This is a genomic window from uncultured Martelella sp., assembly GCF_963677965.2.
GTDB classification, from domain to species: domain Bacteria; phylum Pseudomonadota; class Alphaproteobacteria; order Rhizobiales; family Rhizobiaceae; genus Martelella; species Martelella mangrovi.
Genome location: NZ_CAXXFM010000001.1, coordinates 3,503,793 through 3,524,785, shown reverse-complemented (window position 1 = coordinate 3,524,785; position 20,993 = coordinate 3,503,793). Strand labels below are relative to the sequence as shown.

Annotated in this window: 21 protein-coding genes; 9 read left to right on the top strand and 12 right to left on the bottom strand. The window is 59.4% G+C overall.

The window, feature by feature from the left end; all coding sequences use genetic code 11:
• Positions 1 to 36 precede the first annotated feature (36 nt).
• From rpsD to gndA, 4 genes are all read left to right on the top strand, one after another.
• On the top strand, positions 37 to 654 hold the full coding sequence (gene rpsD / locus ACHZCU_RS16375) for a 30S ribosomal protein S4 (protein ID WP_106301282.1): 618 nt from the start codon (positions 37 to 39) through the stop codon (positions 652 to 654).
• A gap of 105 nt (positions 655 to 759) precedes the next feature.
• On the top strand, positions 760 to 1,686 hold the full coding sequence (locus ACHZCU_RS16370) for a glutaminase (protein WP_106301285.1): 927 nt from the start codon (positions 760 to 762) through the stop codon (positions 1,684 to 1,686).
• Between the two features lie 62 nt (positions 1,687 to 1,748).
• Complete coding sequence (gene ttcA / locus ACHZCU_RS16365; RefSeq protein ID WP_319519593.1) at positions 1,749 to 2,615, top strand: tRNA 2-thiocytidine(32) synthetase TtcA; 867 nt, start codon at positions 1,749 to 1,751, stop codon at positions 2,613 to 2,615.
• A gap of 164 nt (positions 2,616 to 2,779) precedes the next feature.
• Positions 2,780 to 4,204 carry an NADP-dependent phosphogluconate dehydrogenase gene (gene gndA / locus ACHZCU_RS16360; protein WP_319519592.1) on the top strand — a complete coding sequence of 475 codons (1,425 nt, stop codon included), beginning with the start codon at positions 2,780 to 2,782 and terminating at the stop codon, positions 4,202 to 4,204.
• 90 nt (positions 4,205 to 4,294) lie between these two features.
• On the opposite strand, the gene ACHZCU_RS16355 is transcribed toward gndA, so the two are convergent.
• Complete coding sequence (locus ACHZCU_RS16355) at positions 4,295 to 5,374, bottom strand: diguanylate cyclase (protein WP_319519591.1); 1,080 nt, start codon at positions 5,372 to 5,374, stop codon at positions 4,295 to 4,297.
• Between the two features lie 322 nt (positions 5,375 to 5,696).
• Here ACHZCU_RS16355 and ACHZCU_RS16350 point away from each other — a divergent pair, with 322 nt between their 5' ends.
• Genes ACHZCU_RS16350 through ACHZCU_RS16340 form a run of 3 tightly spaced genes read left to right on the top strand, consistent with a single transcriptional unit; the run spans position 5,697 to position 8,240 of the window.
• Entirely contained in the window at positions 5,697 to 6,386 is a 690-nt protein-coding gene (locus ACHZCU_RS16350) for a fumarylacetoacetate hydrolase family protein (protein WP_319519813.1), read from the top strand.
• Positions 6,387 to 6,420: 34 nt separating this feature from the next.
• Entirely contained in the window at positions 6,421 to 6,963 is a 543-nt protein-coding gene (locus tag ACHZCU_RS16345; RefSeq protein WP_319519590.1) for a gamma carbonic anhydrase family protein, read from the top strand.
• A complete protein-coding gene (locus ACHZCU_RS16340; RefSeq protein ID WP_319519589.1) occupies positions 6,963 to 8,240 on the top strand; it encodes a diguanylate cyclase in 1,278 nt (425 codons plus the stop codon). The genes ACHZCU_RS16345 and ACHZCU_RS16340 overlap by 1 nt, the downstream gene beginning before the upstream one ends.
• Before the next feature lie 35 nt (positions 8,241 to 8,275).
• Here the strand turns inward: ACHZCU_RS16340 and ACHZCU_RS16335 are convergent, their stop codons facing one another.
• From ACHZCU_RS16335 to ACHZCU_RS16325, 3 genes are read right to left on the bottom strand one after another with little or no spacing between them, the layout of a single operon-like run.
• Positions 8,276 to 8,680, bottom strand: coding sequence for a Fur family transcriptional regulator (locus ACHZCU_RS16335; protein WP_106301297.1), 405 nt, complete (start codon positions 8,678 to 8,680; stop codon positions 8,276 to 8,278).
• A gap of 13 nt (positions 8,681 to 8,693) precedes the next feature.
• Positions 8,694 to 9,488, bottom strand: coding sequence for a metal ABC transporter permease (locus tag ACHZCU_RS16330; protein ID WP_319519588.1), 795 nt, complete (start codon positions 9,486 to 9,488; stop codon positions 8,694 to 8,696).
• The gene (locus ACHZCU_RS16325) at positions 9,481 to 10,314 is read right to left on the bottom strand and encodes a metal ABC transporter ATP-binding protein (protein ID WP_319519587.1); all 834 of its coding nucleotides are present in this window, start codon (positions 10,312 to 10,314) and stop codon (positions 9,481 to 9,483) included. Before ACHZCU_RS16325 ends, ACHZCU_RS16330 begins: the two co-directional genes overlap by 8 nt.
• Positions 10,315 to 10,416: 102 nt before the next feature.
• On the opposite strand from ACHZCU_RS16325, the gene ACHZCU_RS16320 reads away from it, so the two are divergent.
• Positions 10,417 to 11,424, top strand: a complete 1,008-nt coding sequence (locus ACHZCU_RS16320) for a metal ABC transporter solute-binding protein, Zn/Mn family (protein ID WP_319519586.1) — start codon at positions 10,417 to 10,419, stop codon at positions 11,422 to 11,424.
• Between the two features lie 86 nt (positions 11,425 to 11,510).
• Here ACHZCU_RS16320 and mgrA read toward each other — a convergent pair whose 3' ends face one another.
• The 7 genes from mgrA to ACHZCU_RS16285 form a co-directional block, all read right to left on the bottom strand.
• Positions 11,511 to 12,560, bottom strand: a complete 1,050-nt coding sequence (gene mgrA / locus ACHZCU_RS16315) for an L-glyceraldehyde 3-phosphate reductase (RefSeq protein ID WP_319519585.1) — start codon at positions 12,558 to 12,560, stop codon at positions 11,511 to 11,513.
• A 132-nt stretch (positions 12,561 to 12,692) separates the two neighbouring features.
• The gene (locus ACHZCU_RS16310) at positions 12,693 to 13,826 is read right to left on the bottom strand and encodes a Gfo/Idh/MocA family oxidoreductase (RefSeq protein ID WP_319519584.1); all 1,134 of its coding nucleotides are present in this window, start codon (positions 13,824 to 13,826) and stop codon (positions 12,693 to 12,695) included.
• A gap of 11 nt (positions 13,827 to 13,837) precedes the next feature.
• Complete coding sequence (locus ACHZCU_RS16305) at positions 13,838 to 14,599, bottom strand: sugar phosphate isomerase/epimerase (RefSeq protein ID WP_319519583.1); 762 nt, start codon at positions 14,597 to 14,599, stop codon at positions 13,838 to 13,840.
• Between the two features lie 128 nt (positions 14,600 to 14,727).
• Positions 14,728 to 15,819 carry an ABC transporter ATP-binding protein gene (locus ACHZCU_RS16300; protein WP_319519812.1) on the bottom strand — a complete coding sequence of 364 codons (1,092 nt, stop codon included), beginning with the start codon at positions 15,817 to 15,819 and terminating at the stop codon, positions 14,728 to 14,730.
• A 3-nt stretch (positions 15,820 to 15,822) separates the two neighbouring features.
• A complete protein-coding gene (locus tag ACHZCU_RS16295; RefSeq protein ID WP_319519582.1) occupies positions 15,823 to 16,719 on the bottom strand; it encodes a carbohydrate ABC transporter permease in 897 nt (298 codons plus the stop codon).
• A 10-nt stretch (positions 16,720 to 16,729) separates the two neighbouring features.
• Entirely contained in the window at positions 16,730 to 17,623 is an 894-nt protein-coding gene (locus tag ACHZCU_RS16290) for a carbohydrate ABC transporter permease (RefSeq protein WP_106301314.1), read from the bottom strand.
• An 89-nt stretch (positions 17,624 to 17,712) separates the two neighbouring features.
• Positions 17,713 to 18,945 carry an ABC transporter substrate-binding protein gene (locus ACHZCU_RS16285; RefSeq protein WP_319519581.1) on the bottom strand — a complete coding sequence of 411 codons (1,233 nt, stop codon included), beginning with the start codon at positions 18,943 to 18,945 and terminating at the stop codon, positions 17,713 to 17,715.
• A gap of 584 nt (positions 18,946 to 19,529) precedes the next feature.
• Between ACHZCU_RS16285 and ACHZCU_RS16280 the strand changes: the two genes are divergently transcribed.
• Positions 19,530 to 20,585 (top strand): LacI family transcriptional regulator, encoded by a 1,056-nt coding sequence (locus ACHZCU_RS16280; protein WP_319519580.1) that lies wholly within the window; start codon positions 19,530 to 19,532, stop codon positions 20,583 to 20,585.
• A gap of 8 nt (positions 20,586 to 20,593) precedes the next feature.
• Here ACHZCU_RS16280 and ACHZCU_RS16275 read toward each other — a convergent pair whose 3' ends face one another.
• Positions 20,594 to 20,983 carry a YbaN family protein gene (locus tag ACHZCU_RS16275; RefSeq protein ID WP_319519579.1) on the bottom strand — a complete coding sequence of 130 codons (390 nt, stop codon included), beginning with the start codon at positions 20,981 to 20,983 and terminating at the stop codon, positions 20,594 to 20,596.
• Between the last annotated feature and the right edge of the window lie 10 nt (positions 20,984 to 20,993).

Sequence of the window (20,993 nt, the reverse complement as noted above, 5' to 3'; positions counted from 1 at the left end):
AACCCGGTTCTTTTGTTATGACTTAAAGGAAATACGATGAGCAAGCGCGAATCGTCCAAGCATAAAATTGACCGCCGTATGGGCGAAAACATCTGGGGCCGTCCGAAGTCCCCGGTCAACCGCCGCGAATACGGCCCCGGCCAGCACGGTCAGCGCCGCAAGGGCAAGCTTTCCGACTTCGGTGTGCAGCTGCGCGCCAAGCAGAAGCTGAAGGGTTACTACGGCGAACTGCGCGAAAAGCAGTTCCTGGCCACCTTCGAGGAAGCCAACCGCCGCAAGGGCGACACCGGTGAAAACCTGGTCGGCCTGCTCGAAAGCCGCCTCGACGCGATCGTCTACCGCGCCAAGTTCGTTCCGACGGTCTTTGCTGCCCGTCAGTTCGTCAACCACGGCCACGTTACGGTCAACGGCACCAAGGTCAATGTCGGCTCCTATCGCTGCAAGCCGGGTGATGTCATCGAAGTGCGCGAGCGCTCCAAGCAGCTCGCCAGCGTTCTCGAAGCAAGCCAGCTTTCCGAGCGTGATGTTCCCGAATACATCGATGCCGACCACAACAAGATGGTTGCGACCTACGTACGGGTTCCGGCGCTCGCCGATATCCCCTACCCGGTCATCATGGAACCGAACCTCGTTGTCGAATTCTATTCGCGCTGATTTTTCACGTGGATCGAAATCCGGAAAGCCGCTCCTTCGGGGCGGCTTTTCTTTTGTCCGGTATGTTTTGCGCATAGGGTAGCAACGAAACCCGAGAGAGCGACCATGGATCTGCAGGCCATTGCCGACGATATCGTGCGTGACCTCGCCCCCCGTCTCGGCGAGGGCAAGGTGGCCGATTACATTCCCGAGCTTGCCAAGGTGGAGCCGGAGCAGCTCGGCATCGCGATTTCCACCGTCGACGGCACGACCTACCAGGCCGGCGATGCGCAGACCATCTTTTCCGTGCAAAGCATCAGCAAGGCATTCATGCTGACCCTCGCCCTTGGCAAGGTTGGCGAAACGATCTGGCGCCGGGTCGGGCGCGAACCCTCGGGCACGGCCTTCAATTCCATCGTCCAGCTCGAGCACGAGCATGGCATTCCGCGCAATCCCTTCATCAATGCCGGCGCCATCGTCGTCACCGACATCGTGCTTTCCGGGCACCGCCCGCGCGAGGCGATCGGAGAATTCCTGCGCTTCATGCATTATGTCGCCGATGATGACAGCCTCTATATCGACGAGAAGGTCGCACGCTCCGAACAGCGCACCGGCTACCGCAATTACGCGCTCGCCAATTTCATGCGCGGCTTTGACAATCTGAAACATCCCGTCGATCATGTTCTCGGCGTCTATTTCCACCAGTGCGCGCTTGCCATGAACTGCGTTCAGCTGTCCCATGCGGGACTGTTTCTGGCCAATCGCGGCACCAATCCGCTGACCGGCTTTTCGGTCGTGTCGCCGCGGCGTGCGCGGCGCATCAACGCCATCATGCTGACCTGCGGCCATTATGACGGATCCGGCGATTTCGCCTTCCGCGTCGGCCTTCCGGGAAAATCCGGCGTTGGCGGCGGCATTCTCGCCGTGGCGCCCGGCAAGGCCTCGATCGCGGTCTGGTCACCGGCGCTCGATGAAACCGGCAACTCCCTGCTTGGCGGTGTTGCCCTCGAAATGCTTGCCGCGCGCACGGGCTGGTCGGTGTTCGGCACTTGATCACGGCCGCAGGACAAGGCATGTGCATGACCAACGGAATGAAACATGACGGACATCAGGCCATGAGTGAAACTGCAATCTTTGCCGAAGCTGACGACACATCGCCGGAAGACAGGGCGTTCCGCGCGCTGTTTGCCAATGCACCGTCCTCCGTCAATTTTGCCAGGCTGCGCAAGCGGCTGTTGCGGCAGACGCGCCAGGCGATTGCCGATTTTGCCATGCTTGAAGGGCAGAAACGCTGGCTTGTTGCCCTTTCCGGCGGCAAGGACAGCTACGGACTTCTTGCCATCCTGATGGAACTGAAATGGCGCGGCCTGTTGCCGGTCGAGCTGATCGCCTGCAATCTCGATCAGGGCCAGCCGAACTTTCCCAAACATATCCTGCCGGAATATCTGGACAGTCTGGGTGTAAAGCACCGGATCGAATATCGCGACACCTATTCGATTGTCACCGACAAGCTCGCGCCCGGTTCCACCTATTGCTCGCTGTGTTCGCGGCTCAGGCGCGGCCATCTTTACCGGATCGCCCGTGAGGAAGGCTGCGATGCGCTGGTGCTCGGCCATCACCGCGAGGATATTCTTGAAACCTTCTTCATGAACCTGTTTCACGGCGGCAAGCTCGCCACCATGCCGGCAAAGCTCTTGAACGACGAAGGCGACCTGACCCTGCTGCGCCCCCTCGCCTATGCTGCTGAGGATGACATGGCGCGCTTTGCCGAAGCCATGCAGTTTCCGATCATCCCCTGCGATCTCTGTGGCTCGCAGGACGGGCTGGAACGCAACGCCATGAAGCAGATGCTGGCCGATATGGAAGCCCGCATGCCGGGCCGCAAGGATGTGATGTTAAGGGCTCTTTCAAACGTCAATGCCTCGCATCTCCTCGATCCGAAGCTGTTTGATTTTGCCGGTTTGAAACCCGGAACCGACTGAAATCTGCCGTCCGGCACGGTTCGGATTCCGCCTTAAAAAACATGTCAGTTTTACTAAACTTTCGATCATCTTCCTGAAAAGAGACAGTTTTGCGGCTCCGACCCTTGCTGTTTGTTTTTTGCGGTGCCACAAAAGGCCACCATCAAAACACGAGAGGTGATGTCGTGGAAAAAGCAGAAATCGGACTGATCGGTCTGGGTGTCATGGGCTCCAACCTCGCCCTGAACATTGCTGAAAAAGGCAACAGAATCGCCGTTTACAATCGTACGGTCGACAAGACGCGCGCGTTTTATGCGGGTGCAGGTGAACTTCAGAAGAATATCGTTCCCACAGAAACGCTTTCGGAATTCGTCGCAGCCATCCGTCCGCCGCGCCCGCTCATCATCATGATCAAGGCCGGCGAGCCCGTCGACCAGGAAATCGAAAAGCTTCGCCCCTATCTCGGCAAGGGCGACATCATCATCGATGCCGGCAATGCCAATTTCCACGACACCCGCCGCCGCTTTAAGGAACTGGAAGGCACCGGCCTGACCTTTATCGGCATGGGTGTTTCGGGCGGCGAGGAAGGTGCGCGCCACGGCCCGTCGATCATGGTCGGCGGCACGGAAGACAGCTACGCCCGGGTCGAAAAGGTCCTGACCTCGATCTCCGCAAAATATGAAGACGACCCCTGCTGCGCATGGCTTGGCCCGGACGGCGCCGGACATTTCGTCAAGACCATCCATAACGGCATCGAATATGCCGACATGCAGATGATCGCCGAAATCTACGGCATCCTGCGCGACGGTGTCGGCCTGAATGCTGCCGAAATCGCCCAGGTCTTCAGCGAGTGGAACGACGGCCGCCTAAACTCCTTCCTCATCGAAATCACCGCGAAGGTGCTGACGGCTGCCGACCCGGAAACCGGCAAGGCCATGCCCGACGTCATCGTCGATGCCGCCGGTCAGAAGGGCACCGGACGCTGGTCGGCGATCGAGGCTCAGCAGCTTGCCGTGCCGGCCACCGTTATCGAGGCCGCCGTCGCCGCGCGTTGCCTTTCCTCGATGCGCGATGAACGCAAGAACGCCGAACCGATGTTCAACAAGGAAGAGCTCGAATTCGGCATTGCGCCCGGCCCCTGGCTCAACCGCGATCTCGAACTTGCCCTGTTTGCCTCCAAGATCGCGGCCTACGCGCAGGGCTTTGACGTGATGGCTTCGGCTTCGCAGGAATATGACTGGAAACTGCCGATGCCCGAGATCGCCCGGATCTGGCGTGCCGGCTGCATCATCCGCTCGCAGTTCCTCGACGAGATCACCAAGGCGTTCTCCGACACGCCGGATGTCGCCAACCTGATCGTCACACCGGCCTTTGCCGCCATGGTCAACGAGTGCCTGCCGTCGCTGCGCCGCATTGTTGCAGCCGCAACGTCTGCCGGCCTGCCGGTTCCGGGCCTTGCCTCGGCACTGACCTATTTCGACGCCTATCGCCAGTCGCGCGGCACTGCCAACCTGATCCAGGCACAGCGCGACTTCTTCGGCGCCCATGGTTTCGACCGCCTTGATGGCCTCGACATCCATCACGGCCCCTGGGGCAGCGGCGCTGCCTGAGGCGCTCCGCACCAAGTCCATAAATGCAGAAAAGCCCCGGAAACGGGGCTTTTTTTATGAAAACAGCGGAACGGTTCGTCATCCAGGGAGCTAGACAGGTTTCGAATAGGTCACGACCTCGTTCCGTCCCTTGTGTTTGGCCATATAGAGCGCCATGTCGGCATTCTTGATGACGGTGTAGACCGACGAAGCCTCTTGCGATGACTGCGCAACGCCGGCGCTGGCCGTGACGGTGACGTTGCGGGAAAAATTCTCTCTGGCTAGCTGCTGCCTGATGTCCTCGGCGATACGTTCGGCATTATCGAGGCGGGCATCGTTGAGGATCACGCAGAACTCCTCGCCGCCATAGCGCACCACGAGATCGCTTCCTCGAATCCGCATTGAAATGATCTCGGCAAAACGGGCCAGCACCACATCGCCAAAGCTGTGGCCATAGGTGTCATTCACGCTCTTGAAGTGATCAAGATCGAACATGATGACGCAAAAAAGCCCGGAACTCTCATGGCCGGGCGTGCGTCGTTCGACAAGTTCCAGCGCCCGCCGATTGCTGAGCCCCGTGAGAGCGTCGCGTTCGGCAAGCTGCTTGAAGGTCATATACTCCTTCTCGCGCCGTTCCTCCATGGCCAGCAGAGAGCCGACGAGCATGGTTCCGAAGATGTTTCTCACAATCAGCGCAGGCAGGGATTTCACGGCCATGGTCACCAGCACGTCAACCGGCAGCAACACGGCGCTCAAAAGACTGAATGATATGACCAGCCCCAGCAGCGCAAGGGTCGGCAAATCGCGTCTGTTGCCGCGAAAATGCACGAATGTAAGCGCAATCACGGTTCCCAGAATGATGCTGACCGTTCCGGGCAGAAGCCCCGCTCCACCGATAGCGATACGGACGAGAACCGCAATCGTACCCGCGATAACAGCTGACCAGACACCACCGAAGACGGCGGCAAGAGCAATCATGACATTTCGAACGTCGATCATGACGCCCGGACTGACTTCGAACGGATCAATCATGGTGACGACTGCAGCAAGCCCGAAGAGCACACCGATCGCCGGTCCGCGCCACAACGCCGGCAAATGCCAGCGCAGAATGATACGGTAGGTCAGGACCACCAGCGCGGCCAGCCCGACCTTCTCGAGCATGCCGGCGAGAATGTTCATATTCTCAATCATCGGTCACTGTCCTACCATTTCCATCCGCACGGTCAGTTTCAAATTTTTCGCAAATACCAGCGCGCAACGACCGCATTGCAGCAACCGGCACCCCTCAGGCACCACAGCACGAGACCGACGACAATTTTCGGAGAACACACCTCACACGCTCTGACGCGTAAGTATGGTTAACGGCCTTAGACCACAAGTAAAAAAAGCCATCAGCGCAAACCATCCCCGTTTATGTCATCGTTGTCTAATGTACCGCTTGATCAACCTGTCCGAATGCGCAAGGTTCCAGACCCCGACCCGGCATAACGACAAGACAAAAGGCACCCCGACAATGTCCGCCACCGTATTTCCACCTTCGCCTCCCGTATTACTGCCCGTCACCGGGATCCAGAACTGTTTCCCGGTCCGCCGCGTTTATTGTGTCGGGCGCAATTATGCCGCCCATGCCGTCGAGATGGGGCACGATCCAAGCCGCGAGGCGCCTTTTTTCTTTCAGAAAAACGCCGACAATCTTCTTCTGCCGGGCCTTCCCTTTCCCTATCCGGGTCTTTCGAAAAACGTTCACCACGAAGTCGAATGCTATGTTGCCCTCAAAAGTGGCGGCGCCAACATTCCCGTCAGTGAGGCTCTCGACTGCATATACGGTTATGGCGTGTCCGTGGATTTCACCCGGCGCGACATTCAGGACGAAGCCAAGAAGAAAAGCCGCCCCTGGGAAATGGCAAAGGCATTCGAGCATTCAGCACCCGTTTCCGCGATCGCCCGCGCAGAGGATATCGGCCATCCTTTTGAAGGTACCATCGTGCTTTCACGCAACGGCGTGGACGTCCAGCACGGAAACCTCAACCAGATGATCTGGAAAGTGCCGGAAATCATCGCCGCGCTGTCGGAATACGTAACGCTGGCGCCCGGTGATGTCATTCTGACCGGCACACCGTCCGGCGTCGGGCCGGTCACACGCGGAGATCGTATTTCCTGCGCGATTAAGTCTGTCGCACAACTTGCGTTCGACGTAATCTGATATACTGTGGCGTTTCTCTTCTGGAGGATGTGACGTGACGATTTATGCTCTTGGCGACCGCCGACCGAGCTTGCCCTCGGCCGACAGATACTGGATCGCGCCCGACGCGGCGGTGATCGGCGACATTATCGTCGGTGACAATGTGGGTATCTGGTTCAATGCCGTCCTGCGGGGGGATAACGAGCCGATCACCATCGGTGCAGGCAGCAATATCCAGGACGGCGTGATGGTCCACACCGATATGGGTTCGCCGGCAACCATCGGAGAGGGGTGCACCATCGGCCACCACGCCATCATTCATGGCTGCACCATCGGCGACAACAGCCTGGTCGGCATGGGCGCAACCATTCTCAACGGCGCGGTTATCGGCAAGAACTGCCTGGTGGGCGCCAATGCTCTGGTCACCGAAGGCAAGAGCTTTCCCGACAACAGCCTGATTGTCGGCGCGCCGGCAAAAGCGGTCCGCACGCTCAACGAAGCGGCCATCGAAGGGCTTCGCCATTCGGCAGAGAGCTACCGTCAGAACTGGCAGCGCTTCAGCCGGGATCTCGTTGTCGTCGATGATGGTCATGCCTGATGCGCACCGCCCCGGCCATCACATTGTCGGCGCATGATCAGGCACTGGATGAGCTGATCGGCAGGAATCTGGCGCGCTCCGGCTGGATGATCAGTTTTCCCGCAGCACTCGAAGACCGGTTCAACGAACATATCCACACCAACCGTCACCGGCAGGTCGTTCGCGCGGCCGTGGTCGGCATCGTGTTTCTGTTTGCCTTCGTTTCCATCGATCTGATCTATCGCCCGGCATTGCTCGTGCATCTGTCGATCATCCGGGCTGGCGTAATTTTGACCATAATGGCAGCGCTATCACTTGTGATTATCTGCAAACAGGACATCCGCCTGCCGGGCCTTATGTCCATTCTCGGCATATCGGCCGCATCGCTCGGCACCGGGCTGATGCTGGTCTCCATCGGCAACCCGATTGTCCGCTTTGAGCCCTACACGTTCATCCTCGTCGCCGTCATTGCCAATATCGCGCTGCCGCTGCGCCCGCCTCAGGCACTTCTGGCTTCGACCATCAATTTCGCCATTGCCGTCTATTTCATCATGCCTCTGCCGGCCCTCCTGCCGGACGAAAAGGCCTCGCCGCTGATCTTTCTTCTGGCAACGACCCTGATGACGCTGCTGGCCAATGTCCGCATCGAAACCATCGAGCGGAAAATATTCCTGCTCTATCTGCGCGAAAAGCTGCGGGGCGAGGCCCTGCTGCACGAATACCGTTCGCTCGATCAGATATCGAATACCGATGCCCTGACCGATCTTGCCAATCGCCGGCTGTTCGACGACAGCCTCAAGCAGAACTGGCAGGCCGCCAGGTTAAACGGCGAGCCGCTCACATTGCTGATGATCGATATCGACCATTTCAAGGGCTATAACGATACCTATGGCCACCCCGCCGGCGATGAATGCCTCAAGCGCGTCGCGCAGGCGCTCAAGGCCTGCACACGCTCGGACCGCGACCTGCCCGCGCGTTTCGGCGGCGAGGAATTTGCCCTGATCCTGTCCGGTTGCGACGAGAGCGGCGGACTTCGCATGGCCGCGCGCATCCACGAAACCATTGCCGGGCTGGCGATTACCCATGCCACAAGTCCGCTGAAGCGGCTTTCGGTCAGCATCGGGGTGGCTTCCGAGCGACCGTCGGACACCACCCATGAGCCGCGCAACCTGCTGCTCAGGGCCGACCGCGTGCTTTACGAGGCCAAGCAGGCCGGTCGCAACCGGACATGCATTGACCAACACAAGCCGCAGAACTCGTTCGAAGAAAGCCAGGCTGCCGAATATCGAGCCTATTGAAGGCAAAGACCGGTTCCTGTAACGTCAGCGGGGCATCAGTTCCGGCAGGCCTCGCACAGCCCCCGCATTTCCACGGTCATCCGTTCCGGCTTGAAGTTTTTGGCTTTGGCAAGCGAAACCAGCGCATCCTCGATATCGTGGGCGTGGAATTCGATCACCGCGCCGCAGCCCTCGCAGATCGCAAAAGCGGTCATGCCGTGATGGGTACAGTCTTCATCCGGATGGGCACAGGCGACATAGGCATTCATGCTTTCGAGCCGGTGCACCATGCCGGCATCGGTCAGCTTATCGAGCGCGCGATAAACCTGCAGCGGCGCCTTGAAGCCATGATCGCGCAGCCGGTCGAGGATGGTGTAGGCGCTCAGCGGTCCGTCGCTTCCGGCAAGGCAGTCGAACACGAGTGACTGATTTCGGGTCAGTTTTCTGGCGGCAATATTCATAACAAGACCTCCTTCATGCCCGACGGACGGCGAGCGGCACCAGGCCCGCAAGAAACAGCAGCATGGCAGCCACCACGATCGAAGGGCCGGACGGCGTATCATAATAGAGTGAGGCGTAAAGACCCAGCACCACGGAAACCGCCCCGATCAGGGATGCGATCACGGCCATGGCCTCCGGGGTTCTGGCAAAGCGCCGGGCGGTTGCTGCCGGAACGATCAGAAGCGAGGTGATCAGCATGATGCCGACGATCTTCATCGCGATCGCGATCACCAGCGCCATCAGCAGCATGAAGATGAAACGTGAGGTTTCCGGCCGCATCCCTTCGGCCTGGGCAATTTCAGGCGAGACGGTTGCCGCCAGAAGCGGCCGCCACAGGGCGGCAATGACCCCGACGACCACCAGGCCACCAAGCCAGACGATGGCGATATCGGTGCGCGTTACCGAAAGGATGTCCCCGAAAAGGAAACTGATGAGATCGACCCTGACCCAGGTGAGGAAGGAGACGATCACCAGCCCGACGGCGAGTGTGGAATGGGCGAGAATGCCGAGCAGGCTGTCGGTCGACAGCGCGCGGTGGCGCTCCAGAAGGATCAGCATGACCGAGACGGCAGTTGCGACGACGAAGACGCTGAGCGTCAGATTGACGGTGAACAGCAGCGACAGCGCCACCCCCAACAGCGCGGAGTGCGCCATGGTGTCGCCGAAATAGGCCATCTTGCGCCAGATGATGAAACAGCCGAGCGGCCCGGCCGTCAATGCCACGCCGATGCCGGCAATCAACGCGCGGGTGAAGAAATCATCAAGCATGCGACGTCTCCCCGTGTTCATGCGCGTGGTCATGATGACCGTCACCGGGTGTGCAATGCTCGGTCACCGTGCCGTCGGCATGGCGCACCTTGCCGTCGGGCAGATGGGTATGGTCGTGATGGTGGCGATAGACCGCAAGCGCGCCGGACGCCCGCGCACCGAAGAGCGTCTGATAGGCTTCGCTGCCGCTGACCGCCTCCGGCGTGCCCGTGCAGCAGACATGACCGTTGAGGCAGACCACCGTATCGGTCTGCGCCATCACCACGTGCAGGTCGTGCGAAATCATCAGCACGCCGCAGCCCTGCCGGTCGCGGATCTTCGAAATCAGCTCGTAAAGCGCGATCTCGCCGGAATAGTCGACGCCCTGCACCGGCTCGTCGAGCACAAGCAGATCGGGCTTGCGGGCAATTGCCCGGGCCAGCAGCGCACGCTGGAACTCACCGCCGGAAAGGGTCTGCACGCTGGCCTCTTCCATATGGGCGATGCCCACCTGCTCCAGGGCGTCCTGAATGGCAGATCGCGGCAGCGGGCCGGTCACCGTCATCAGCCGGCGCACGGTCAACGGCAGCGAATGGTCGATATTGAGCTTCTGCGGCACATAACCGATCTTCAGCCGGGCAGCACGCGTGACCCTGCCCTCATCCGGCTCGAACACGCCGATCGCCATTTTCGCGCTGGTCGATTTGCCGGCGCCGTTCGGGCCGATCAGGGTGACGATCTCGCCGCGGCGGACATCAAAGCTCACGCCGCGCACCAGAAAGCGCCCCTCGCGCCTAATCCCGGCATCGTCCAGCGACACCAGCAGGTCGGCGTCTTTTTTGGTCATGTTCAATTTCTCAAAACTCCGTCTTGCGGTGCTCTATGACATACGTTATAGCATTACGCAATTAATGTAATAACATTACGTTTTAATGCAAGTGAGGTGACAATGAAATCGCTCAAAATGCTTCTCCTGACCACAGCCGTCGTCTCGGCCGCAGGAGCCGCCATGGCCGACGACAGCCTGAAAGTGGTCACGTCGATCAAGCCGCTTTATGCGCTGACAACCGCGCTGACGGCTGGAACGGAGACGGAGACGACGCTTCTGGTCAAGGGCGCGGCCTCACCCCATACCTACAGCATGACGCCGTCGGAAGCACGCGCGCTGCAGAACGCCGATGTGGTGTTCTGGATCGGTCCGGCGCTCGAGCACTTCCTTGAAAAGCCGCTCGATGCACTTGGCGGCAATGCGACACTGGTCGAACTGGAAGACGCCCCCGGTGTGGAAACGCTGGCGCCGCGTGAAGGCGGCGCTTTCGAGGCGCATGATCACGATCACGAAGGTCATGATCATGACGGCGAAGAGCACGCCCATCACGATGAGGATGAGCATGATGACCACGAAGCGCATGCGGAAGACGGGCATCACCATGACGGCGAGGTCGATCCGCATATGTGGCTGGACCCGCTGAACGCCAAGGCCTTTGCCGCGACCATGGCCGAAACGCTGGCGGCAAGTGACCCCGCCAATGCCGAAATTTACGCCGACAATGCCGAAAAGCTCGAAGACAGGCTCGATGGCCTGATGGCCGACATCCAGACCCAGATCGACAGTGTTTCGGCCAAGCCCTACGTCGTCTTCCACGACGCCTATCATTATTTCGGCCACCGCTTCGGCGTCGAGGCCGCAGGCTCGATCACGGTCAACCCGGAAGCCCCGCCGAGCGCCCAGCGTATCCGCGAAATCCATGACAAGCTGACCGATCTCGGCGCGGCCTGCGTGTTCTCCGAACCGCAGTTCCCGCCAAAGATCATCAATGCGGTGATCGAGGGCACGGATGCCCGCACCGGCGTTCTAGACCCGCTGGGCGCAGGGCTGGAAGACGGACCGGACCTTTATTTCGTGCTGCTGGAAAACCTTGCCGGCAATCTGACCGACTGCTTCGTGGCTGAATAAACGGCTGTGAAGGCATCATCCCGGGCATGCGCATGACCGGGATGATGGAGCCTGCGGGTGTCGTAGCTGCCACCCGCGGGCTTTTTTTATTTCTTGCGATCGGGGCCTTTGCGCTCGGCCGATTTTGCCCAGATATTGATATTGGCATCCAGCGCATAGCTATCGATTTCGGCCAGTTCGGCATCGGTGAAATCGGGATTGTCGAGGGCGGCAACGCAATCTTCCACCTGCTCGGGACGGCTTGCGCCGATCAGCGCTGTGGTCACCCGGCCCTTGCGCAGAACCCAGGCGAGCGCCATCTGCGCCAGCGTCTGCCCGCGCCGCTCGGCAATCGCATTCAGCGAGCGGATGTGGGCGATGGTCTCGTCCTTCAAGAAGGCCTGCTGCAAGGACTTGCCCTGGGCAGCGCGGCTGTCTTCGGGGATGCCCTTCAGATATTTCGACGTCAGCATGCCCTGGGCCAGCGGCGAAAACACAATGGAACCAAGGCCAAGCGCTTCCAGCGTATCGAGCAGCCCGTCATCCTCGACCCAGCGATTGATCATCGAATAGCTCGGCTGATGGATCACGAAAGGCGTCTTCAGCTCTTTCAGGATGGCATAGGCCTCGCGGGTGCGCTGGGAGTTATAGGAAGAAATGCCTACGTAAAGCGCCCTGCCCGACCGCACGATATGATCGAGCGCCATCATGGTTTCCTCAAGCGGCGTGTCGGGATCGAAACGGTGGGAATAGAAGATGTCGACATAGTCGAGACCGAGCCGCTTGAGGCTCTGGTCGCAGGATGCAATCAGGTTCTTGCGGCTGCCCCACTCGCCATAGGGCCCGTCCCACATGCCATAACCGGCTTTGGACGAGACGATCAGTTCGTCGCGAAGGCCCGCAAATTCGCGCTTCAAAATGGTGCCGAATGCCAACTCCGCGCTTCCGGGCGGCGGCCCGTAGTTATTGGCGAGATCGAAATGGGTAATGCCCTTGTCAAACGCCGTCTGGCAAATGGCAACCTTGCGTTCGCGTGGCGTATCATCACCGAAATTATGCCAGAGCCCCAGCGAAATGGCCGGCAGCTTGAGGCCTGATTTGCCGCAGCGGTTATATTTCATCGTGTCGTAACGCGTTTCGGACGGTGTCCAGCTCATTATGTCGTTCCCGTTTCCTGAAGAACGCCGTCGCGCCTGCCGGCACGGCGGCATGAAAAAGGCGGCCAGGCCGCCTTTCGTGATTGTGATTATAGGCAGGCTGGCTGCAACAGGCCATGCCTTATGGCAAGACTACCGCAAAAGAGCAGAAGCTGCTGCGGCATCGAGAGCGGCCGGCCGGGTGCAGGTCGTCGACAAATCCACAAACGCACCGGTTTCTCCGGATTTCAGGATTGCCGCCATGACATCAACCCCATGAAGCGCCCGCTGAAGCGAGCATCGCGCGTCGCGCCCCTCGATGAGAGCGAGCGCCATGTCGGCTAGCCCGGCCGTGCGATAATTCGCCCGCGATCCGCGCGGCGTTTCCTGATTCGGTTTGCCGAACGGATGCCCGCGCTCTTCGAGCACCTCAATCTGCCCGTCGCGGCCTGCCGCTTCCACAGTGCCGCCGAAAAAGTTCGGATCCGGCACGAACAGAGAGCCTTCGGTGCCGTAGAGCTCCATGTTGGCATGCCGGTGCGCCCAGACATCCCAACTGGCGACAAGCGATATCGTTGCCCCGTTTTCGAACTCCAGCAGCGCATGGATATTGGTTGGCGTCTCAACCGGAATGATTTCGCCATTGCGCGGTTCGCTGGTGATCGTGCGGGTTTTGGTTGCCGTGGAGGCAAGTGCTGCAACGCGCTTTACCGGCCCGACAAGATTGATGAGATTGGCGATATAATAGGGCCCGATGTCAAACACAGGCCCTCCCCCCGGCAGAAAGAAGAAATCGGGATTGGGATGCCACATCTCCATGCCATGGCTCATGACATGACATGTGCCGGAGGTTATCGCGCCAATACCACCTTCATCGATGAAGGAACGGGCAAGCTGATGCGCGCCGCCCAAAAACGTATCAGGCGCACACCCGACAGACAGGTTGTATTCCGCGGCGATACGGCCAAGCGCCTTGCCCTCGTCGACGGAAAGCACGAGCGGCTTTTCCGAATAGACATGCTTTCCGGCCTCAAGCGCGCGCTTCGACATGTCGTAATGCGCTCCGGGAACCGTGAGATTGACGATGACATCGACCTCGTCATTGGCCAGAAGCTCATCCACGGTTTGCGCGGTGACGCCATATTCTTCGGCCCGCACTGTAGCCATTGCGGGATTGATATCCGCGCATGCCTGGAGCTTCAGCCCCTTGAACATCGGCGCGAGCGAAAAATAGGTCGCAGAAATATTGCCGCATCCCAGGATGCCGACGCCCAGTTCCTTGGTCATGGATGCCTCGCTCAGAATGTCTGGAAGGATGCGATCGAACGCTCGATCGTGCGGTCGATGTCATTCGGGTTGTCGTGTTCGACAACATAATGTTTGACCGGCATGGATTTCAGCACCTTCATCAGCCCCTTCCAGTCGACCGTGCCGTGGCCGACATCGGCCCAGCCGTCCTCATCCGCGTTCTCTCCTTCTTCCGCAAGGTCCTTCACGTGGACGGCGGTGATGCGCTCCTTGAAAAGCTCGATCCAGAAATAGGGATCAGCGCCGGCCCGGATCAACCACGCAAGATCGGCCTCCCAGGCCAGAGAGGGGCCGTTCTCCAGGATATGGCGGAGCGGCGCCGTGCCATCGGGCAGAAGCTCGAATTCGAAATTGTGGTTATGCCAGCCGAAGATGAGGCCGGCATCGCGGAACGGTGTGCCGATGGCTTCAAGCCGTGCGCCGAATGCCTTCCAGTCCGCTGTGGTATCGGGCCGCTGCTCGGGCGGCAGGTAAGGGCAAAACACGCTGTCCATGTTCAGCCTTGCGGCAATTTCCAGAACGCGGCCCGGCTCATTCTCCAGCATGGCGATACTGAAATGACCGGTCGGCATCGAAAGGCCCAGGGCATCGAGATCGGCAGCCAGCCGTTCCAGACCGGCCGTATCGAGATCGTCATAGAGTACGCCGTAGCCTTCAACTTCACCATAACCCGCGGCTGCCAACTTTTTGAAAACGCTGGAAAACGGTTGATATTCCCGAGCGCCATACAGTTGAAATCCAAGTTTTGTCATGTCTTCCTCCCGGCAACGTATTGCCGCCGATCTCCGCAATGCGACCGGCGCGCACGCCGGCGATCCTTCTCATTTTTTACATATTAGTGCGTTCCCCCAAAAGGGAAAGCGGCAACTTTCCAAACGGCCTAAAGCCTGAGTTCGGTCTCCGCATCGAAAACGGACGCCAGCTCCATGGCGAAAGCGAGCCTGATTTCCTGCCCCGGGCGATACCGTTTGTTGCCGCCGACACGCACGGTAAACAGATGACCTGCATGTTTCAGCCACAGGAGATTGTCCGCGCCCATCGGCTCTTCCAGATCGACCACGGCCTGATGGACCTCCTGACCGGACGGAATTTCATCATCGACCATCACATGTTCCGGCCGGACACCGAGGGTCACCTTGCCCGACGTCGGCAACAGCCCATTGCCGTCATAGCCGTCGAGGTCGAAATCGACGCCGTTGGAACGGAAGATCGTCTTGCCATCCTTTTGCGCCAGTTCACCATCGAGAAAATTCATCGAGGGCGAGCCGATGAAGCCGGCAACATAGCGATTGACCGGGCGATTATAGATCGTTGTCGGCTCGTCGAGTTGCTGGATCACGCCGCCGCGCATGATCGCGATACGGTCGGCCAGCGTCATCGCCTCGATCTGGTCATGCGTCACATAAATCATCGTGTTTTCAAGGGACTGATGCAATCTCTTGATCTCGACACGCAACTCCGATCTGAGCTTTGCATCGAGATTGGACAGCGGTTCGTCGAACAGGAACACGTCCACGTCGCGCACCAGTGCACGGCCGATGGCAACACGCTGGCGCTGACCGCCGGACAGTTCAGCGGGCTTGCGCTTCAGAAGCGGCTCGATCTGCAGGATTTCGGAAGCCCGTTTGACCCGCTTGTCGATCTCCGGCTTGGGAACCTTGCCGACCTGCAGGCCGAAGGAGAGGTTCTTTGCCACCGTCATTTGCGGATAGAGCGCATAGGACTGGAACACCATGCCGATGCCGCGATCCTTCGGCTCCAGCCAGGTGACGTTTCTGTCCTTGATGAAGATCTGGCCAGCCGAGACATCCAGAAGCCCGGCAATGCAGTTCAGAAGCGTTGACTTGCCGCAGCCCGACGAGCCGAGCAGAACCAGAAACTCGCCGTCATGGACATCGAGATCGAGGTTCTTCAACACATCGATAGCGCCGAAGGAAAGCGACAGATCCTTGATGGAAACACTTGTGTTCATCATTCAGCCTTTCACCGCGCCGGCGGCGATGCCGCGCACGAACAACGGTCCGGAAATGAAATAGACGATAAGCGGAACGAGGCCGGTCAGAAGCGTTGCCGCCATGTTGACGTTGTATTCCTTGACCCCCTGCACCGCGTTGACGATGTTGTTGAGCTGCACCGTCATCGGGTAATTCTGCTGGCCGGCGAAGATCACGCCGAACAGGAAGTCATTCCAGATGCCGGTGGTCTGGATGATCATCCCGACAACGAAGATCGGCAGCGACATCGGCAGCATGATCCTGAAGAAGATCTGCCAGAAGCCGGCGCCGTCCACGCGCGCGGCCTTGAACAGTTCTTCGGGCAGCGAGGCGAAATAATTGCGGAACAGCAATGTGAGGATCGGCATGCCGAAGATCGTGTGCACCAGCACAATGCCCGGAAGCGTGGAGAAGATATGCAGCTCTCGCAGGATGATCACCAGCGGATAGAGCAGCACCTGATAGGGAATGAACGCCCCGAACAGCAGCACGGTGAAGAAGAATTCTGAGCCCTTGAAGCGCCAGTTCGCCAGCGCATAGCCATTGACCGAGGCAACGGCAATCGAGACGATGATGCCCGGCACGGTGATCTTCACCGAATTCCAGAAGCCGACGCGGATCCCCTCGCAGTAAAGCCCGGTGCAGGCCTGGCTCCAGGCTTTCACCCATGGCTCGAAGGTGATCTCGACCGGCGGCGCAAAGATGTTGCCCATGCGGATTTCGGGCATGCCCTTCAGCGAGGTCACCACCATCACGTAAAGCGGGATCAGGTAATAGACGGCAGCGACAAACAGGATGGAATAGAGAATGATCCGTGAAGGCGCGAGACGGCGTTTCGGGCGCGGGCCGGACGGTTCGGTTGATTGAACAGCACTCATCATCCGTTCCTCACTTCTTCTTGTCTCTGAATTCCATCAGCGCCCATGGCACGATGATGATGAAGACGGTGACCAGCATGATGGTCGAGGCCGCGAGCCCCTGGCCGATATTGCCGCGCTGGAACATCAGGTCGTAGACGTATTTCGCCGGCACTTCGGAGGCAAAACCGGGCCCCCCTTGGGTCATCGCCACGACGAGATCGTAGACGCGGACAATGCCGGAGGCGACGATCACCAGCGTGGTCACGAACACGCCGCGCATCATCGGAATGACGATGAAGATATAGGTGCGCCAGGCGGGAATGCCGTCGACCTTTGCCGCCTTCCAGATTTCGTTGTCGATGCCGCGCAGCCCCGCCAGCATCAGCACCATGACCAGACCGGTTCCCTGCCACAGGCCGGCAATCACCAGTGCATAGATGACGGTGCTCTTGTTGCCGAGCAGCGCAAGATCGCCGCCGGGAAGGCCAAGATCATCAAGAAATTTCGGCACGCCGAGACCGGGATCGAGGATCCACTGCCAGACAAGGCCCGTGACGATAAAGGAAAGCGCGAAGGGATAGAGAAAGATGGTGCGGAATGTATTTTCGAAACGGATCTTCTGATCCAGCAGCGTTGCCAGCAAAAAGCCGACGACAAAGGAAAAGACGAGGCTCAGGCCCCCGTAGATCAGCAGGTTGACGATTGCGACATTCCAGCGCGTGGTGTCGAACAACCGGTCATACTGGTCAAAGCCGACGAAATTTTCGCTCGGCAGCAGACGCGAGTCGGTGAATGAATAAATGACAGTCCAGGCGGTGCAGCCGATAAAAATGACCACGGCGGTCAGCATCATCGGGATTGCCGCGATCTTGGCGTTCAGATTCTTGAACAGACCAAACGGACGGCGAGCAACAGCAGCCATTGCAGCTCCCCTTGAAAGGTTGGCATCAGACCTTGAGGAAACGGAGCGGGGTTCGCCGATTGCGCCCCGCTCCGGATCATATGGCAGGCTTATCTGGCCTGCTCGATGATCGATTGCTGCTGCTCGAGCGCCTCATCGACCGACATGTCGGAGGAGAAGAACTCAAGCGCCAGATCGGTGATCTGTCCCTGGGTGTCGGAATCGAGCATCTGCTCGGTCGACGGCAGGACATTTTCCGGGTTGGCGAGAATTTCGAGCCCCTTCTTCATGCAGGCATTGGCCGCCTCCAGGTCGACATCGCCACGCACCGGCAGAGAGCCCTTGACGAGATTGAACTCGACCTGGGTTTCCGGCGAAACCAGCATCGACGCCAGCTCCAGCTGGGCGGCCGTAATCTCTTCATTGTCATTTTTCGGGAAGTAGAACGCATCGCCGCCGGTATCGAGCACGGCGGTGTTGCCAAGCCCCGGAAGGCAATCGTAATCAACGCCGGCTTCCAGACCGGCCATGGCGAATTCGCCCTGCGCCCAGTCGCCCATGATCTGGGCAGCGGCATCGCCCTGGATCACCATATTGGTGGCCACGTTCCAGTCACGACCGGAATAGGCATCGTCCACCATGTCGCGGGCCTGGGCGAACGCCTCCCAGATGGACCGGTTTGCATCGCTCATCACGGCATCGGGATCTTTTTCGTCGTTGACGGCGAGATAGTTGTCGACACCGCCGACAGCGCTCTGCATGACGTTGCGGATACCGTCCACCTGCCAGGGCTGGCCGGTGGCCAGCGGAATGACGCCGGCTTCACGAAGCGCGGGCGCGGCCTCCACCAGCTCATCCCAGTTGGTCGGCACGGCAAGGCCGTTATCCTCGAACACATGGCGGTTCAGCCACATCCACTGCCAGGAGTGAATGTTGATCGGCACGCAATAGATCTTGCCATCATATTCGCAGGCTTCCAGAAGCTTTGCCGGACGGATTTTCTCGGCCCAGTTCTCCTCCTCGGCCAGCTCCGTCAGATCCACCATCAGCCCGGCCTTGATCAGCTCCTCGGCATCGCGGCCGGTGTTCATCTGGGTTGCACCCATGGGGTTACCGCCGATAATCCGGCTGATGATAATCGGGTTGGCGGTGGAGCCTGAACCGGCAATCGCACTATCCACCCAGTTGTTACCGGTTTCATTGAAATTGTCAGCGAGCACCTTCACGGCCTCCGCCTCGCCACCGGAAGTCCACCAGTGGGTGACCTCAAGGTCGGTCGCATTGGCTGCGACAGGCATGGCCACGCCGGCCGCCAGGGCGGCGGTGAGAATTGCATGTTTCATACTGTCCTCCCAACTGAAACGTTGCCGTAAAACGGTATTCGAAAGCCAAATATCGCGCAACCCTTTTATTGGAACCCCGCCGCCAGACTTAAGTCGACACAAGATAAAAACCGCGACATTAATTCAATATTGCAGTGCAAATTTTCCGCATTTATCTGTTAAATATATATTTTCATGGAAATATTACGTCGAGAACCCCTGATGCTTCGCACCTGCGAAAGCCAACCGGATATATCCTTGAGTACGGCCCCACTGGTTCGAAAAAAGGTGCTCTAACACGCAACAGCATTTTTCTGTATCGTTACAGCCAATATCACATTAAGCTGCCCAATACGGGTGCCGGACCGCAGTGAACCCGGTATTTTCGTCCACCACACGCAGGACGGAGGACGGTTTCGGGCCTGGCGCAAAGGACGCCGCGCAAAATTGCCAGGAAGGTTCGCAAAGTTCGCGCGATCCGTGAGAATCAGCGTATCGTGGCCCATTCAGGCTGGCCACGATCCGGGGTCAGACAGGTTCAGACACCGGCAGGGAGAGAGGCCGAACCGCCTGAACCGGAACGACGCGGGAGATGAAGGACGCCGATGAAATCCACGACCGGCCAGATGCGCGACACAACCAGTGCGCGCCCGACACTGAAGACCATTGCCTATATGACCGGCCTCGGGGTGACGACCGTCTCCCGGGCGCTGAAGGATGCACCGGACATTGCCGAACACACCAAGGAACGCGTGCGCCTCGTCGCCAAACAGCTCGGCTACATGCCGAACCGCGCCGGCGTGAGGCTTCGCACCGGCAAGACCAATGTGATCGCGCTCGTCCTCAACATGGAAGAGGAGATCATGGGCATGTCCGGGCAGATGATTTTCGGCATCTCGGACGCCCTCTCCGGTACGCCCTATCATCTCGTCCTGATGCCCCAGCCGATCCATCACGACCCGATGGCGCCGATCCGCTACATTCTCGACACCGGCTCGGCCGATGGCGTGATCATTTCGCGCATCGCACCCGACGATCCGCGCATCGCGCTGATGCGCGAGCGCGGCATGCCATTCGCCACCCACGGCCGCACCGAGAACGACCACGATTATCCTTTTCATGATTTCGACAATGAAGCCTATGCGATGGATGCGGTCGAAAGGCTGGCAGAGCGTGGGCGCCAGCGTATTGTCTGTCTGCAGCCGCCAAGCCACCTGACCTATTACCGTTATTTCCGCAGCGGCTTTGAGCGCGGTCTTGGCCGTTTCGGCCTTCAGGAAACACCGCTGACCTCCGTCAGCACCGATTCCCCGCTTTCGGAAATCCGCGAAGGAATGATGGCCGCACTGTCATCCAGCACCCCGCCGGACGGCATAATCGCCTGTAGCGGTAGCAGCGCCGTGCCGATCATGGCGGCGTTGCGCTCACGCGGGCTGACGCTCGGTGAGGATATCGACCTCGTCGCCAAACAGCCGGCGCATTTTCTCAATTGGATAAGCCCGGAGATCATCGCCATGAGCGAGGATTTCAGACAGGCCGGGCGCGAACTCGCCCGCGCCGTCCTCGCCCGTATCGAAGACCGCACATCCGCGCCGCGACAAAGCATCAGCAAACCGGACTGGTCGATGGCGCCGGTGCTGAAAACGCCCGGCGATCACTGACGCTCGCTTCAGCGATCCGAGCGCACGGCAACAGGTGCGGGTGACGGACGCGTCACCACGAAGGCGGCGCAGCTTAAAAGCACCAGCCCGACGGCAAGCTGCAGCCAGAAAAAGGACTGTGCGAAAAACAGCACGGAAAGGAAACTGCACCCCATGGCCAGGACCGCCATGATCTTGGCCGGAACGGCGATTGCGCCCTGATGGCGCCATTGCCGGAGATGAGCACCGAAACGGGGATGGTTCATCAACCGCGCTTCAAGCTCCGGCGACGAGCGCGCGAAGGCCGCAGCGGCAACAATGAGAAACGGCGCTGTCGGCATCAGCGGCAGAAAAACGCCGATAACCCCCAGTCCAACCATGATCCAACCGACAACAAGCAAAAATCTGCGCTTCAACACCCTGCCTCCC